The 15397-nt window shown below is 73.5% G+C and carries 12 protein-coding genes and 2 pseudogenes; 8 read left to right on the top strand and 6 right to left on the bottom strand.

Going from position 1 to position 15397, the window contains the following annotated elements; translation table 11 throughout:
* Nucleotides 1-6 precede the first annotated feature (6 nt).
* The 8 genes and pseudogenes from OV079_RS18870 to OV079_RS18840 all read left to right on the top strand — a co-directional run bounded on the left by OV079_RS18870 (nt 7) and on the right by OV079_RS18840 (nt 6715).
* Entirely contained in the window at nt 7-927 is a 921-nt protein-coding gene (locus tag OV079_RS18870) for a hypothetical protein (RefSeq protein WP_267770209.1), read from the top strand.
* Entirely contained in the window at nt 924-1073 is a 150-nt protein-coding gene (locus tag OV079_RS18865; protein ID WP_267770208.1) for a hypothetical protein, read from the top strand. Before OV079_RS18870 ends, OV079_RS18865 begins: the two co-directional genes overlap by 4 nt.
* Nucleotides 1074-1159: 86 nt before the next feature.
* Nucleotides 1160-1726, top strand: coding sequence for a nucleotide exchange factor GrpE (locus OV079_RS18860; RefSeq protein ID WP_267770207.1), 567 nt, complete (start codon nt 1160-1162; stop codon nt 1724-1726).
* Nucleotides 1727-1732: 6 nt separating this feature from the next.
* Nucleotides 1733-3322 (top strand): annotated as a pseudogene (gene dnaK / locus OV079_RS18855) (molecular chaperone DnaK); the annotation flags it as partial.
* Between the two features lie 262 nt (nt 3323-3584).
* A pseudogene (locus OV079_RS58150) lies at nt 3585-3728 on the top strand (J domain-containing protein); the annotation flags it as partial.
* A gap of 105 nt (nt 3729-3833) precedes the next feature.
* Nucleotides 3834-4535: a DnaJ C-terminal domain-containing protein gene (locus OV079_RS18850; protein ID WP_267770204.1), complete on the top strand. Its 702-nt coding sequence runs from the start codon at nt 3834-3836 to the stop codon at nt 4533-4535.
* 2 nt (nt 4536-4537) lie between these two features.
* Nucleotides 4538-4669, top strand: a complete 132-nt coding sequence (locus tag OV079_RS18845; protein WP_267770202.1) for a hypothetical protein — start codon at nt 4538-4540, stop codon at nt 4667-4669.
* 99 nt (nt 4670-4768) lie between these two features.
* A complete protein-coding gene (locus OV079_RS18840) occupies nt 4769-6715 on the top strand; it encodes a WD40 repeat domain-containing protein (protein ID WP_267770201.1) in 1947 nt (648 codons plus the stop codon).
* 336 nt (nt 6716-7051) lie between these two features.
* Here OV079_RS18840 and OV079_RS18835 read toward each other — a convergent pair whose 3' ends face one another.
* From OV079_RS18835 to OV079_RS18810, 6 genes are all read right to left on the bottom strand, one after another.
* Nucleotides 7052-7657, bottom strand: a complete 606-nt coding sequence (locus tag OV079_RS18835) for a hypothetical protein (RefSeq protein ID WP_267770200.1) — start codon at nt 7655-7657, stop codon at nt 7052-7054.
* A 227-nt stretch (nt 7658-7884) separates the two neighbouring features.
* Entirely contained in the window at nt 7885-8472 is a 588-nt protein-coding gene (locus OV079_RS18830) for an MYXO-CTERM sorting domain-containing protein (protein ID WP_267770199.1), read from the bottom strand.
* Nucleotides 8473-8715: 243 nt separating this feature from the next.
* On the bottom strand, nt 8716-10431 hold the full coding sequence (locus OV079_RS18825; RefSeq protein WP_267770198.1) for a TonB-dependent receptor plug domain-containing protein: 1716 nt from the start codon (nt 10429-10431) through the stop codon (nt 8716-8718).
* Nucleotides 10432-11200: 769 nt separating this feature from the next.
* Nucleotides 11201-12244, bottom strand: coding sequence for a hypothetical protein (locus tag OV079_RS18820; RefSeq protein WP_267770196.1), 1044 nt, complete (start codon nt 12242-12244; stop codon nt 11201-11203).
* A gap of 330 nt (nt 12245-12574) precedes the next feature.
* Nucleotides 12575-13564: a PDZ domain-containing protein gene (locus OV079_RS18815; RefSeq protein WP_267770195.1), complete on the bottom strand. Its 990-nt coding sequence runs from the start codon at nt 13562-13564 to the stop codon at nt 12575-12577.
* Nucleotides 13450-15180 carry a trypsin-like peptidase domain-containing protein gene (locus OV079_RS18810; protein WP_267770194.1) on the bottom strand — a complete coding sequence of 577 codons (1731 nt, stop codon included), beginning with the start codon at nt 15178-15180 and terminating at the stop codon, nt 13450-13452. The genes OV079_RS18815 and OV079_RS18810 overlap by 115 nt, the downstream gene beginning before the upstream one ends.
* Between the last annotated feature and the right edge of the window lie 217 nt (nt 15181-15397).

The following is a 15397-nucleotide window of genomic DNA, read 5'->3' as shown; positions in this document are numbered from 1 at the left end:
GATCGAGTGGAGCTGAGCCCCAGACGCCAGCGGATCCTGTTCGCCGTGTGCCGCGAGTACATCGTCACCGGGCGCGCGGTGGCGTCGGGGGCGCTGGTCCAGACCCACGGGCTCGAGTGGTCGCCGGCGACGATCCGCAACGAGCTGGTGGCGCTCGAAGAGGCCGGCTACGTGGCGCAGCCGCACCAGTCGGCCGGGCGCCTGCCGACGCCGCTGGGGATGCGCCTGTACGTGCGCTCGCTGGTGCGGCCGCCGCCGCTGCGCGCGGAGCTGCGGCGGGCGGTCGACGTGTCGCTGTCGGAGCCGGTGCACGGGCCCGAGAGCATGCGCGTGGCGGCGCAGGTGCTGAGCGAGGTGGCGAGCTGCGTGGCGGTCACGTTCGTCAGCGAGGACCGCGGCGGCAAGGTGTCGCAGGTCGACCTGGTGCCGGTGCAGGGCTGCCGGGCGATGGTGGCGCTCACTCTGGCGGGGATGCACACGCGGCTGCACCCGGTGACGATCGACGCCCGCTTCGCCGAGGGCGGAGGCCTGTTGCGCCTGCAGGAGCGGCTGCGCGGGCTGTGCGTGGGCAAGACGCTGGCCGAGGCGCGGGCCGAGCTGTCGCGCCTGTGGGCCGAACACGAGGCGCGGCTCGACCGCCTGCTGGCCGAGAGCCTGCGGATCGGCCTGTGGCTGTGCACGGCGGCGGCGCTCGATCCGTTGTGGGTGCAGATCGCCGGGCAACGCCTGCTGGCGGGCCAGAGCGACCAGACCCTGGCGCAGGTGCTGGCGCTGTTCGACGACTACCACGGGCTCGCCGAACTGCTGTGTCAGCTGCTGCCGGAGCACTCGCTCGAGCAGGCCCGCGCCGAGGTCCACGTGGCGGCGAGCTGCGCCCGGCGCTGGCGGGCGTCGGGCCCACGGGGCCGTGCGTGCTGTCAGGGATGAGCCTCATCGGCTGCCGCGTGCAGCCGGCCGAGGACGGCCGCACCGCCGCGGTGGCGCTGCTGGGCTCGGACCGCATGGACTACGAGGCGGCGATCCCTCTGGTAGAATACGCCGCGCAAGCGCTGGCGGCGCGCACCAGCGAGTGATCCTCACTGGCGGTTCGCTCTCCGCGAATACGGGGTCGCGATTCGGGCTTGTCTCGCGCGCCCGCCGGCCTTAAAGCGGGAGCCGCATGAGCCAGGATCCACAGGAAGAGAAGGCGGACGGCGCGGGCGAGAACGGCAACGGCGCGGTGGAGGCCGAGCTGGTCATCACCCCGGAGGAGCGGGCCGAGCTGGCCGAGGCCGAGAAGGCCGAGCTCAAGGACAAGTGGCTGCGCGCGCTCGCCGAGCTCGAGAACTACAAGAAGCGGACGCGCCGCGAGATCGACGACAACGTGTTCCGGGCCCAGCAGAACCTGCTGAACGCGTTCCTGCCGACGGTCGACAACCTCGGGCGAGCGCTCGAGCTGGCGCGCGGCAACGAGCAGCTCCACAAGGGCATCCAGATGGTCGTCAACGACTTCATGAGCGCCCTGGGCCGCTTCGGCGTGGAGCCGGTGCCGAGCGTGGGCCACCCGTTCGACCCGGCCATCCACGAGGCGCTGCAGCAGATCGACACGCCCGAATTCCCGCCCGGCGTGGTCGCGCGCGAGTGGGAGAAGGGCTTCCGCCAGGGCGACCGCCTGCTCCGCCCGGCTCGCGTGGTCATCGCCGGCCCCGGCTCGACCGGCGGCAAGGGCGAGGGCCAGGCGTCGTAACAGCCGATGGCCGGTCCGCGACCGAGCCCGATCCTCGGCATCGACCTCGGCACCACCAACTCGTGCGCCGCGGTGATGGACGGCGGCGAGGTCCGGGTGCTGGTCAACGCCGAGGGTAGCCGCACCACGCCGAGTGTGGTGGCGTTCGCCGGCCAGGAGGTCCTGGTCGGCACGCTGGCTCAGCGCCAGGCGGCGGTCAGCCCGGCCACCACGATCTACGCGGCGAAGCGCCTGATCGGCCGCAGCTACGCGGCGGTCGCCGGGCTGCGCGCGCGGCTGACGTACGACCTGGTGCCCGGCGAGCACGGCGACGCGTGGATCGAGGTCGCAGGCCGCACGATCGCGCCGGCCGAGGTCGGCGCGCACGTGCTCGGGTCTTTGCGCGACGCGGCCGAGGCGGCGATCGGGCAGCCGGTGACGCGCGCGGTCATCACGGTGCCGGCCTACTTCGACGACGCGCAGCGCCAGGCGACCCGCGACGCGGGCACGATCGCGGGGCTGCGGGTCGAGCGGATCGTCAACGAGCCGACGGCGGCGGCCCTGGCCTACGGGCTGGCTGACCGAAAGGACAGGCCGCCGAAGATCGTGGCGGTCTACGACCTCGGCGGCGGGACGTTCGACCTGTCGCTGCTCGAGCTGCGCAGCGGCGTGTTCGAGGTGCTGGCGACCGCCGGCGACACGCTGCTCGGCGGCGAAGACTTCGACGCGGCGCTGGTCGACCACCTGGCGGAGGGCTTTCAGCGCGAGCACGGGATCGACCTCCGCCGCGATCGCGCGGCGCTGGTGAAGCTGCAAGAGGCGGCGCAGCGGGCCAAGCACGAGCTGTCGTGGTCGCTGGCGACGGACGTGCAGGTGCCGTTCGTGGCCGCGGCCGAGGGGCGGCCGTTGCACCTGCAAGCGAGCCTGTCGCGGCTCGAGCTCGAGCGCCTGGTCCGGCCGCTGATCCAGCGCACGCTGGGGCCCTGCCGCCGCGCGCTGGCCGACGCGAAGCTGCGCGCGCGCGACGTCGACGAGGTGATCCTGGTCGGCGGGCAGACGCGCATGCCGCGGGTGGTCGAGGCGGTGGCGGAGTTCTTCGGCCGCGCGCCCAACACGTCGCCGAACCCCGACGAGGTGGTGGCCGTGGGCGCGGCGATCCAGGGCGCGGTGCTGGCGGGCGAGGTCGAGGAGGTGCTGCTGCTCGACGTGGTGCCGCTCGACATCGGCGTCGAGACGCAGGGCGGGGTGTTCACGCCGCTGATCCCGCGCAACACGACGGTGCCGACCCGCCGCTCGGAGGTGTTCGGGACGACGATCGACGGTCAGACCGCGGTCGACGTGCACGTACAACAGGGGTTGCGCGAGATGGCGGCCGACAACCAAACGCTGGCCCGCCTGCGGCTGTCGGGGATCGCGGAGGCGCCGCGCGGGACGCCGCAGATCAAGGTGCAGTTCGAGGTCGACGCCGACGGGATCTTGCACGTCTCGGCGCGTGAGCTCGGGGCCGGGGCGGAGGTGGCGACGACGGTGCAGCCAGCGGCCGGGCTGACCCGGGCGCAGGTCGAGCTGCTGGCCCGCGAGGCGGCCGCGGCCCGCCAGGCCGACGCGGTCCGCAAGGACGCGGCGCTGCTGCGAAATCGCGCGGAGGCGCTGGCCTACGCGTGCGAGCGCGCCGCGGAGGGGCTGCCCGGGCTGCAGGGGCCGCAGCGCGGCCCTGCGGGCCGAGGTGGCGACGCTGCGCGAATTGCTCGCCGCGGCGGCGCCGGCCACGGCGATCGAGGCGGCCCTCTTGACCCTCGAGCGCTCCTCGCAGCAGATCTACGCGGCGCTGCTCGGCAGCGAATCCACCGAGCTTCTGACCTCGGGACCGAAGACCTCCATGGCGCAGCACCAAGACCACTACGCCGTGCTCGGCGTGGCCGCCGACGCCACGCTCGACGAGATCAAGCGCAACTATCGCCGCCTGGCGCTGGCCAGCCACCCGGACCGCCACCCCGGCGACGTCGAGGCGGAGGAGCGCTTCCGGGCCATCAGCACGGCGTACGCGGTGCTGAGCGACCCTGCCCAAAGGGCCAGGTACGACGCGCAGCGCCACCTGCCGGTCGGGTTGTTCGATCAGCCGGTGACGATGCAGACGGCGCGTGACCTGCTGGCGGCGGTGGTCGGCGACGTGTTCGGCCGCCAGCGCCGCGAGCGTCGCCGCGGCCGCGACGTGCGCTACACGCTGACGGTCGACCTGGCCGAGGCGGCGCTCGGGTCGGAGCACGAGATCCAGTTCGAGGCGCTGGGGCCGTGCGCGACGTGCTCCGGCACCGGGTCGAAGCCGGGCGGGCGGGCGCCGACGAGCTGCCCGCTGTGCGGCGGCCGCGGCGAGGTCAAGGGCGAGGGCTTCCTGGCCCGCCACACGACCTGCGGCCGCTGCTCGGGCACGGGGATGGTCCAGCTCGATCCGTGCGAGACGTGTCGCGGTCGCGGGGCGCGGCGTGAGGCGCGGACGTTCAAGGTGCGCCTGCCGGCCGGGACCGAGGGCGGGGCGGAGAAGGTGATCGCCAACCACGGGGAGCCGGGGCAGTTCGGCGGCGGGCCGGGCAACCTGCGCGTGACCGTCAGCGTGCGCCCGCACGCGTGGCTGCGCCGCGAGGGCCAGGACATCCACTGCGAGCTGTTCGTCAGCCCGCTCGAGGCGGCCCGCGGCGGCAAGGTGCCGGTGCCGACGCTGACCGGGTCGGCGCTGCTCGAGCTGCCGCCCGGGGTGGCGACGGGGGCAAGCTGCGCCTGCGCGGCAAGGGCGTGCCGTCGGAGGGCGGTCGCCCGGGCGACCAACTGGTGACGGTGGTGGTCGAGACGGCCAACCTGTCCGCGGGGACAGGCGCGGTCGGGACCGCGCTCGAGGGGCTCGAGCGCGCGCTGCAGGCCGAGCCGCAGGCGCTGCCGAAGCGCGCGGCGCAGCGCGGGCTGAAGTGAGCGCGGGCTGCCGGAGCGCGGGCTGAAGGGTGGCGCGGGCTGCAGGGAGCGCGCGAGCGGCGGTCCGCGGTACGCTCCACGGAGACCATGGCCGACGCGTTGCCTGACTTGTTGGACCCGGCCGTGCTCGAGCGCGCGGCCGCCGACGGCGAGCTCGCGGCGCTCGTCGCCCGCTGGACCGCGCGAGCTGCCGCCGACGAACTGCGGCGGGCGGTGCTGGCGGCGCTGCGCCTCGACCTGGCGCTCGTCGTGCGCGAGCCGGAGCTGCTGTTCCAGTGCGTGTACAACCGCGTGTACTGGCACGCGAGCGCCGAGGCTGCGGCGTTCTACGGCGAGGGGAGCGACGAGGGTGCGCCGCTGCGGGCGTGGGCGGAGCGCTGGCGGGCGCTGCGAGGCGGGCGCGGAGCGTGGGCGCGCTCGCTGCGGCCGCCCGAGTTTCCGCTGCTGGGGCCGCTGCGCGAGGAGTACCGCGGGACGCTGCCTGGCGCCCGGTCGCCGGCGTTCTCGCGCGACGGCCGGATCGTGGGGTGCAAGGAGCCGACCGCGATCGCGTGGGAGCGGGCGACCGGCCGCGCGCTGCCGCCGGACCTGGCCCCACAGCAGCTCGACGACGGCAGGCCCGAGCTCGAGGCGCGGGGCGACGCGTGGGGCCGGGCGCAGGTCCACGACCGCCGGAGCGGCGCGTCATTGGTGGACGTCGATGTCGACGGCGACTCGAAGTTCGACTGCGCGATCGGCCTGGCCGATGGGACAGCCGTGATCGTGGCCGGGTGGTGCCAGGATTACGACGGGGTGATCGCCCGCGTCGACCTGGTCGGCGCGAAGGTCCGCTGGCGGGTGCAGATCGGCGGACAGATCCACGCGCTGGCGTGCGACCGCGCCGGGACGCTGGTGGCGGCCAGCGACGGCGATGCGGTCTATCTGCTCGATGCGACGTCCGGGGCGACGCTGGCGAGCGCGCCGCTGTCGGTGCATTCGCTGGCGCTGTCGGCCGACGGGTCGACGCTGGTGACCCGCCACGAGGACGTGCTGCGGGTGTGGGACGTGGCGGCGCTGCGGCGCGGGCGACCGACGCGGCTCCGCGGGACGCACGAGGGGTGGATCGACGCGGCGTTCTCACCGAACGGACGGCGGCTGATCACCGGGACGCTGCTGTGCGACGGTCGCGACGAGCGGCTCGTCGCCCGGCTCGACCTCGACGGGCCGGGTTACCTCGAGGGCGGACCGCCGGTGCACGGGCGCAGGCTCGCCGACGACCGCTTCGTCGAGATGGCGCCGCGCGGGCTGGCGGTGTGGGACGCGATCGAGGGGAAGCGCGAGCGCGTCGACCACGGCCGGCGTTTCGTGCACACCCAGGAGATCGTCCTGTCGCCCGACGCTCGCTGGTACGTCTGCGGCCGCCGCTCGGGCTGGAAGCCGGTGGAGATGACGCTCTTCGCGGTCGACGACGGCAGCGTGCGCGCGAAGCTGGGGATGGTCGGGCGGGACTGCGTCGCGTTCGCGCCGGACAGCTCGCGCTTGCTGGTCGCGGCGGGCGGGGCGGTGACGGTGTGGCGTGTGTCGACCGGGACGCGCGAGACGACGCTGCTGCAGCACCCGGCGGCGGTGACCGGGGTCGCCGTGGCGCGCGACGGCGGCTGCGCGGTGACGGGGGCGCGGGACGGCGTGCTGCGAGTGTGGTCCCTGGCGAGCGGGGAGCTCCGCGGGGCTCGCCCGCTGACGGCCGACGATCCGGTGGAGCGCTCGTGGTCGGTGGACGGCGAGGATACGGGGGGATGGCGCGCGACGCCGGAGGCGCTGACGCGGCTCGAGGGCTGGCTCGGGTGCTCGTACGCCGGGCACGGTTCGACGCAGCGCCGGCGCGACGGACTGACGGACATCGTCGAGGCGGGCCGCGTGCGGGTGCGCGTGCCGGCGCAGGAGGGGCTGGTGCCCGCGCCGGACGGGACGCGCTGGGCGTCGCGCGTCGATCACTTTGCGATCGAGGACGAGCTCGAGACGATGAGCGAGGAGCGCCCGGAACGGGATGTCTCGAGAGACAGGTGAACCACCGGGCCCGACAGGGGCGCTCGGGGCACCATGTTCCGAGAGACAGGTGAATGGCTCGGCATGAGGATGCCTCTCGGGGCACGATGTCCCGAGAGACAGATAAATGGCCCGGCACGAGCTCGGGGAAACATGTCAGAGACAGGCAAATGGTCGGGCGTGAAGATGTCTCGCGGGTAACATGTCCCGAGAGGCAGGTAGCTGGCCCGGCCCGCAGATGTCGGGTCGCCATGTCCTGAGAGACGTGTGGATGATCCGGTTCGAGGATGTCTCTCGGGCCACGATGTCCCGAGAGACAGGTGAATGGTCGGACCGGCGTGTGGCCCCGGGGACAGGTCAATGCTGCGCGGGCGGGGTGAGCGGGAAGCCGAGGTCGTCGCGGAAGAACCGCTCCCACTCGGGGAACACGCGCTTGTAGGCCTTCATCTGCTGGCGGAGGCGGCGCTCGGCGGTGGGGCCGGAGGCGGGCGGTTCGAATTCGGGCCACACCAGGATGTCGCCGCACTCGAAGCAGACGTTGACGCTGCCGACGGGCGTGTCCCCGGCGTACAGGACGACCGCGTGACGCGGGAAGGCGCACTTCGAGACCTCGAGGGTGCCGCGAGTGGCGACGACTCGCTCGACGGCGCTGCCGGCCTGAGCCGCCGAGATCGTGGTGCGCTCGACGATGTCGGGGCTCCAGCCGGAGGTGGCGTCGTAGACCCGCAGCGGGATGCCCGGGCCGTAGGCGACGTGATTGAAGGTGAAGGCCTCGGCGCGATCCCAGGCGACGAACGGCCAGGTCTTGCTCGGCGTCAGCGGGGTGGACGGTTTGTCCGCGGTGGGGGGCGGTTCAGCAGCGGGCCCGGGCTGCGCGGAGGCGGTTGCGATCGTGGGCTCGGGCTCGGGCTCCGGCGCGGGCGAGGCGGCAGGGTCGGGCGGCGCGGGGGCGGGCTCGGCCACGGGCGCTTGCGGAGCTGCGCGCGGGGTGCAGGCGAACAGGAGGACCGCGGCGGCGATGAGCGGAGCGCGGGGTCGCGAGCTCGATCGCGGGTGAGCGATGAGCGGAGCGCGGGGTCGCGAGCTCGACCGCGGGTGAGCGATGAGCGGAGCGCGGGGTCGCGAGCTCGACCGCGGGTGAGCGATGAGCGGAGCGCGGGGTCGCGAGCTCGACCGCGGGTGAGCGAGCGTCATGCCCGTCCCCGGGCGCGGCGACGTCGACCTGCGAGCCCGGCGATCGTCAGGAGCGCGAGGGCCGAGGGGCGGCCGTCGGCGTCGGCGCTGCAGCTGCCGCAGCCGCCCTTGCCGCCGCCGGTGTCGTCGCCGGTGCCGCTCGCGGTGCCCGCGTCGGTGGTGGCGGTGCCGCTCGAGGTCGGTCCAGTGCCCGCGCTGCCGCCGGTGGTCGGCTCGACCATCGCCATGCACAGCTTGATCGCCTGGCAGGTCTCGTCCGCGCCGCAGGCCTCGCCGCCCTCGCACAGGGCAGAGAGCGTGGGCGTCGGATTGGGCCCGCCCTCGCCGCCGCCGCACTCGACGGTGCCGATGCAACCCTTGGTGTCCTGGCAGGTCGCGCCGCCCGTGCACTCGGCGTCGCTGGTGCACTTGACGGGCTTGCAGAACGGGCCGCCGTGACAGGTGTTGCCCTCGGCGCCGGCCGGACAGACGGCAGGCGGATCCTCGACGACGTCCGCCCGCGCCGGTGTCCCCTGCGACCACAGCCACAACGAGACGAGTGCCCACCACGCGCGCGAGCGGCCCTGCGTGTGCTTGCGTTCCATCGCCCGACGGTATCATCCTGCGATCGGCGGCGACAACCGTTCGCGCCGGCGGGCCTCGTCGGCGCGATCGCGCTCGGTTCGACGGGTGTCCTTCGGGACATGTGGGGGCGCGCGACCGAAGCGGGTGCGAACAGTGATATGGCCCGAGAGACAGGTCCAACTGAGGCCGCTGCCGGCGCTTTGACGCGACGCCCGGGTTTCTTCGACCCTGGCGCGCCTGTACTGCTTCGAGCGCGGTGAGGGTCAGTACTCGACGCGCACGCCGAGCACCGGCAAGATCGGGACGCCGACGACGGTCTGGGTGCCGGAGTAATCGGTGAGGTACCACAGGCCCTCGGCGTTCTGGCGGTTGTAGATGTTCTGCACGTCGAGGTAGGTCGAGACGATGGTGCGCGAGCGGACCCACGTCTTGTCGACGCGGATGTCGAGCTGGTGGAACACGGGCATGCGGGCGCTGTTGTAGGCGCCGTAGATCGGGTAGGTGGCCGAGAACGGGCCGTCGCCCTTGAGGCCGCCGACGACCGGGGTGAACGGCAGGCCGGTGACGAGGCGGAAGCGGCCGGCGATCTGCCAGCGCCGCGGCAGCTTGACGCCGAGCACGGCGACGAGGTTGTGGCGCTGATCGAAGTCGTTGGGAGCCTGCAGGGCGAGGCGGTCCTGCGCGTCGAAGCGGCCGGTGCGGGCGCGCATCAGCGTGTAGGCGACCCAGCCGAACAGGCGGCGCGTGAGGTCCTGGCGCAGCATGACCTCGAGGCCGTGGACGGCCGCGCCGGGGTCCTCGAACGGCCGGCCGTAGTAGTCGAGGACGAGCGGGCCGCGGTCGCGGTCGCGGCGCCAGAAGGCGGTGACGTCGAGGCCGAGGCCGGCGGTGAGGCGGAGGTGGAGGTTGGCGCTGAGCTGCACGGCCTGCAGGAGGCCGAGCCGGCTGCGCGGGTCGACGTTGATGCGCGGGTCGAGGTAGCGGAGCGCGGCGGGCAGGACGATCCGGGGGTCGAGGCCGAGGCTGTCGATGGCGCTGAAGCTGCCGAGGGCGGGGACCGTGCTGAGCGAGCGGAACGAGGGCTGCGAGTAGCGGCCGACGCCGAGCTGCACGGCGACGCGCGGGTGCGGGGCCCAGCGCGCGTGCAGCCGCGGGTCGACGGAGAAGCGCGGCTCACCGAGGCCGGTAGACAGGCTGGCCCGAAGGCCAGGTGAGAGGGTGAACCGACCGGCGGCGAGGAGCGGGGTGAGGTAGACGCCGCTGGTGGTCGTGGTGCCGCGGGCGACCTCGTCGAATGGGCCGGGGATGCCCTCCGAGGAGTCGAGGAGGCCCGGCCAGGACGTGACCTGGCTGCGCGTGCGATGGCGATCGATCTGGGCGTCGGCGCCGACCGTCAGCTGAAACCGCCGAGACGGGCGCGCGGTGAGCTCGGCGCGCAGGAGGCCGACGACGTCGGTGCGGCGGCGGAGCTGGGTGTCGGTCTCGAGGCCGCCGGTGTCGAGGCGCAGCGCCGGCGAGAGCAGGAAGTCCCACGGGCCCTGGCGCTTCTTGTAGACGAGGTCGATGCGGTGAAAGCCGGAGCTGAGGGTCACGCCGCCGTCGCCGGAGTAGCGCGAGGGGAAGCGGAGGACGTCGCTGGCCCCGAGGACGCGGGCGGTGAGCGTCGCGCCGGGGCCGACGGGGTGATCGAAGACGACCTGGTAGTCGCCGTACTTGGGGCGGAGGTAGTCGCGGTTGAAGGCGAGCCGGCCGACGACCTTGAGCGCGAGGTCGAGGTAGCCGCGCTGGGCGGCGATGAGGAACGAGCCGCGACCGACAGGTCCCTCGACCTGGGCGCCGGCGGAGATGAGGTCGAGCTTGGCGTGACCGTGGACGCCGTCGCGCCGGCCCACGCGCGGGGTGAGGACGACGATGCCGCCGGTGGCGTTGCCGTAGTTGGGGGCGAAGTTGCTGGGCACGTACTGCAGGCCCGAGAGCACGCCGGCGGGGACGATGCTGGCGAGGCCGGGGACGTGGAAGGCGCGCGGGAGGGGTGCTCGCCGAAGAACACCTGCGACTGGTTGGGCGCGGCGCCGCGGAGGATGAGGAGGCCGAGGCCGCCGGGGACCCGCGCGGCGCCGGGCAGATTTTGCAAAGCCCGCAGCGGATCGCCCTGGCTGCCGGGTAGGGCGGCGATCTCGTCGGGCGCGAGCTCGACGCTGAAGGGGCTGGGCTTGGGGGTTCGCTCCTGGGCGACGATGGTGCGGTAGCGGCCTGCGCCGGCCGGTTGCACGTAGATGACGGGGGGACGGCGCCGGCGCCAGAAGCCTGCGGTGGTCGGTTGCTCGAGGCGCTCGTGACCGGCGGCGACGACGATGAGCTCGAAGTCGAGGCTGGGCAGGTCGGTGAGGACGAAGCTGCCGTCGGCGCCGGCGATGGCGGCGCGCGTCCAGTCGGCGCCGCGGCGGGCTCGCGCGAACAGGCGGGCGCCCGCGAGGGGCTGGCGCTCGCCGGCGCTGCGCAGGGTGCCGCGGGCCTCGAGACGGCTGGTCGAAGGGACAGGCCGCGCGGCTTCGCGGTAGCGCGGGAGGCTGGTCGAAGGGACAGGCGAGGCCGGCGACCGCGGCCGCTCGGGGACGGCGCCGATGGGGAGCGGAGAGGTCGGGTGGGTGTCCGAAGGGACAGGCCGTTCGTCTGCCGGCGGGATGGTCGAAGGGACAGGTGGCTCGGCCGGCGCGGCGGCGAGGAGGAGGAGCAGCGGCGCGGCGATCATGGCGCGGGGCTGGCGTCCTCGACGACGAAGCGCAGGGTGGCGAAGGCGCGGCCCTGGCGGGAGTCGGCGATATAGAGGTAGAGGAGGATCGGCTCGGGCTCGTCCGGGACGGTCCAGCCGTGCAGGAGGTCGTCGTCTGGATCGCTCCTGTCCTCGACCAGGGTCGAGATGCCGTAGCGCTCGCGGATCGTCTCTTCGTCGGGAGTGGCGACCAGGCGTTCCGGCTGGCCCGGCGTCGACTGCAAGGCGTAGTGGGGCTGCTTCGTATCGTCGGTGTACTGCGGCCAGACGGAGACGTAGGCGCCCACGCGCACCGGGATGGTGTCCCCGGGCTGGGCGATGAGCTCGCGGAAGCCGCCGCGCCCGAAGTGCCGCACTTGCAGGCCGCTGAGGGTCGGGTGGACGTCGGGCGCCTCGTCGTCGAAATCGTCGGGCAGGTCGCCCTCGACGGTGTAGTTGTCGGCGAGCCCGGGCACCGTGGTGAGGAGCAGGTTCTCCGGTCCGAGCCGCAGCATGCGCTCCTGAAACAGGCAGCGCTCGAGGCCGGCGCGGGGGACGGTGCGGTAGCGCTGCAGGCAGGTCTCGGGCTCGACGGTGCCGTCGCTGGTGATGCCCATGACGCCGATGAAGCCGCGGAAGAACTCGCTCGCAGTGTAGGCGCCGCCGAGGCTGAGACGAACGCGCTCGCCCTCGCCGAGGCGGCAGTGTTCGGTGCGCGACAGCGGCAACGGGAAGGCGCAGGCGAGGAGGGGCTCTGCCGGGAGCGAGGTGCAGCGGTCGGGGCAGACGAACCAGATCGGCGCCGGGACGGTGACGCCGGGTGGGGTTGCGGTGAGCCACTGCAGCTCGAGGGTGTCGAGCGGGAGCGCCGAGGCCCGGACGCGGCCTTCGGGGACGACGAGCTCGGAGGAGTAGCCGCCCGGCTCGACGACGCTGGCGACGATCCCCCAGGGCAGCGGGTGATCGACGAGCCACGAAGGATGATCGTTGGGGACGCAGCCGCCGAGGAGGCCGAGGCCGACGACCAGCGCGATTCGCATGCGAGGTCAACTTAGCGGGAATGCAGCGGCGATGGAAGCGGTTGACCGTGCGAGGGGTAGGGATGCGCGTGTCCTGAAAGACAGGCGGCGTGTCGCGGGTCCGCCGTGGCGAGGTGCGCTGCGACGTGGGCGAGCGTCCCTCGGGACAGGGCAGCGCTCCGGCGGCGCGCGGCGAAGGATGTCCTTTGGGACATGTCATTCGCCGGGTGTCCGGGCTCGCGGAGGTGCATTTTGGGACAGGTTCGCAGCGCCCGTGCGCGGCGGCGCCTCGAGTTCGAAGAGCCCGAGGCGCGGGGCCTTCGGGCTCTCGGAGCGAGGAGGTGGCGTCGCTCAGCCGTGCTCGATGCGGACCCAGCCGTCGCGAGTGCGGCGCAGCTCGTAGGTCGGGAAGTACTCGAGGTCGAGGCGGAGGGTGAGGAGGTCGACCTTGCCGTCGAGGTCGACGGTCTTGAGGCGGACCGAGGCGCGGTCGGGCTTGCCGGCGACGGCGGCGAGGAAGCTGTCGATGTCGGGGGTGGGGCGGTCCTCGGCGGCGACGATCCGGCGGGCGGCCCGGAGGCGCGAACGGCTGGCGGGCGAGCCGTACCAGTAGAGCGAGATGTACACGCCCTCGTCGGGCACGGCGCGCTGGATCAGCGCGGCGTGGTGGGGCGCCTGCAGCAGCGCGCCGGCCCAGTGGAGCACGCGGTCGGTGCCGCGGCCGTCGTCGGGGCGCGTCTCGACCTCGAGGTCCAGCTCCTGGCCGTCGCGCAGCAGGTGGACGGTGACCCGACCGCCGCGCAGCGATCGCTCGATCTCGCGGACCGAGGTGACGGCGGCGCCACCTGCCCGCAAGACCAGGTCGCCGGCCTGCCAGCCGCGGGCGAACGCGGCCAGGCGCTGGACGACCAGCACCTGGCGGCGCAGCGGGTCGTGGCCCTCGAGCTCGGCGGCTGTCTCCGGGGACAGGCCGCGGTGGCGCGCCTCGGCGAGCGTGACGGTGCCGAACTCGACGCCGAGGTCGCAGACGATCGGCGACTCGCCGCGGCGGAAGATCTCGACGGCCTCGGCGAACAGGTCGGCCGCGATGCCGTACTCGGCGACGCGGTGGTCCTTGCCGTCCTGGTAGGAGAAGCCGGCCCACAGGGCGACGACGCGGGCCTCGCTGTCGACGATGGCGCCGCCGAGCGAGGCGGTGGCGCTGGTGAGGGAGATCCGCTCGAGGTTCATGGCGCGGAACCGCGGCGGGCGCGGCAGCGGCAGGTCGACGGCCTCGACCGCGGCGACCGCCGTGCTCTGGGCGAACACGCGGTGGCCGGACTTGAGCCCGACGAGCCACACGGGATCGCCGGGGTGCAGCGGACGCGGCGCGAGGTCGACGGCGCGGATCGGCGTGTCGCCGAGCAGGGCCGGGTCGTACGAGAGGATCGCGTAGTTGTGGTGCGGGTGGAGGAAGGCGATCTCGCCCGGGATCTCGACCGCGCCGGCGACGGTGAGGGTGATGTCGGCGAGGGCGATCGGGACGGTGTTGCGGTCGACGAGCACGAGGCCGCGCCGGGCGTCGACGACCAGGCCGGCGCCGACGAAGCGGGTCGCGTGGATGCCGTCGATCTTGTAGGGGATGTTGCAGGTGACGGTGACCAGCGAGGGCTGGACCTGCTGCACGCGGACGTCGTCGGACGGGGGCAGGTTGGTGGTGACGGGCGTGCGCGGCGGAGGAGCCGGCGGCGGGGGGCGTCGGCCGAGGGCCAGCGGCCGGAGGCGTCGTCGCGGCTCGAGCGGGTCATGGCGAACCACCGCCGGTCCATGGTGGCGACGGTGACGTGCTCGCGGGTCGGCTGGTCGAGGTCGATCCAGCGGACCATGAAGGGGGCCGCGTGCGGCAAGCTGCCGAGGACGGCCTCGGCCGCCGCCAGATCCGGCGTCGGCACGCCGGCGATGGCGCGGATGACGGCGCCGCGGTCGAGGTCGAGGGGCGAGAACAGGTAGCCGCTGTTGGCGAGGTACACGCCGGTCAGCGGGACCTGGGGGTTGCGGGCCCGCTGGTAGGAGAGGTCGTGGAGGATCGCGCCGCCGATCTCGAGATAGGTGCTGGGCGAGATGGCGTGGAGGTCGTGGACGCGGGCGCGGACGGTGAGCGGCCGGCCGCCGCGCTCGAGCTCGAGGGTGATGGTCTGGCCGACCGAGGCGTCGAGGTGGGCCTCGAGCGGGACGAAGCGGGGGATGAACTCGCCGTCGACGCGCAGGAGGATGTCCCCCGGCTCGAGCAGGCCGTCGGTGACGCCGCCGGGGATCAGCTTGTCGACGATGAGGAGGCCGATCCCGCCCGGGTCGGCGGCGCGGCAGGCCTGCTCGGTCTCGGGGCGGAGGCCGAGGCGCGCCAGCTCGTCGAAGGGCGTGTACGAGAAGGTTGTCATCAAGGTGCCGCGCGGGATCGGCTGACCCGCGCGCAGCAGCTCGAAGGCGCGCAGCACCCGCTCGAGCGGGAGGAAGAAGCTCGAGGCGGCCTGGGTCCGGCTGCCGGCGTTGAGGGCGATGACGTCGCCCTCGATGTCGACCACCGGCGAGCCGGAAGATCCACCTGTCGCGCCACTTGCAGCTTGCAGGTAGAAGGTGTTGAAATCGTTGTATTTGCTCGACCCGTAGAGCGGCGCCGGGCGATCGACGCGGGCGAGCGTGCCGGCGAGGATGGAGAGCTTCTCGCCGGCGTCGTTGCCGACCACGCGCAGCTCGGTGCCGACGAGCGCCTTGTCGGGCCGCAGGCGCAGCGCGGGCGGTCGGATGGGCTGGACGACATGGCGATTGCTGAGCAGGAGGCCCTGCTCGGCGTCGACGACGAACGCGGTGGCCTGCGAGCTGCCGTTCCACTCGGTGTCGAAGGGGCGGGGAGCGTCGATCCGGACCGAGACGACGGCCGCACAGACGCGCTCCAGGCTCTCGCGCCAGGTCAAGGTCATGGCTGGAGCTTCGGATAGGGTCACGTGGAGCATCGTGGTAGCACTCGCGCGGTGGGGGGCGCAAAGGCGGAGATCAAGCGGCTCGAAACGGCTTGATGTTCAGGTGTCCAAGTGTTTGAAAATAGACGTATTGTGATGCCCATGTTTTTCGGGCGAAGAGGCCGTGATTCCTGCCCGCTCCGCGGGTCGCACCGGGGTCGCGGCGGGGTATGCGTCA

The organism is Nannocystis pusilla, from assembly GCF_026626665.1.
Classification (GTDB): domain Bacteria; phylum Myxococcota_A; class Polyangia; order Nannocystales; family Nannocystaceae; genus Nannocystis; species Nannocystis pusilla.
The sequence above is the reverse complement of the archived record's forward strand: the minus strand, read 5'-3'. Positions and strand labels throughout refer to the sequence as shown.

What these genes read in the sequence shown, in the direction of transcription:
- OV079_RS18865 (WP_267770208.1), top strand. Translation starts at nt 924, where the DNA reads ATGAGCCTCATCGGCTGCCGCGTGCAGCCGGCCGAGGACGGCCGCACC.
- OV079_RS18860 (WP_267770207.1), top strand. Translation starts at nt 1,160, where the DNA reads ATGAGCCAGGATCCACAGGAAGAGAAGGCGGACGGCGCGGGCGAGAAC.
- OV079_RS18850 (WP_267770204.1), top strand. Translation starts at nt 3,834, where the DNA reads ATGCAGACGGCGCGTGACCTGCTGGCGGCGGTGGTCGGCGACGTGTTC.
- OV079_RS18830 (WP_267770199.1), bottom strand. Translation starts at nt 8,472, where the DNA reads ATGGAACGCAAGCACACGCAGGGCCGCTCGCGCGCGTGGTGGGCACTC.
- OV079_RS18820 (WP_267770196.1), bottom strand. Translation starts at nt 12,244, where the DNA reads ATGCGAATCGCGCTGGTCGTCGGCCTCGGCCTCCTCGGCGGCTGCGTC.
- OV079_RS18810 (WP_267770194.1), bottom strand. Translation starts at nt 15,180, where the DNA reads ATGACCTTGACCTGGCGCGAGAGCCTGGAGCGCGTCTGTGCGGCCGTC.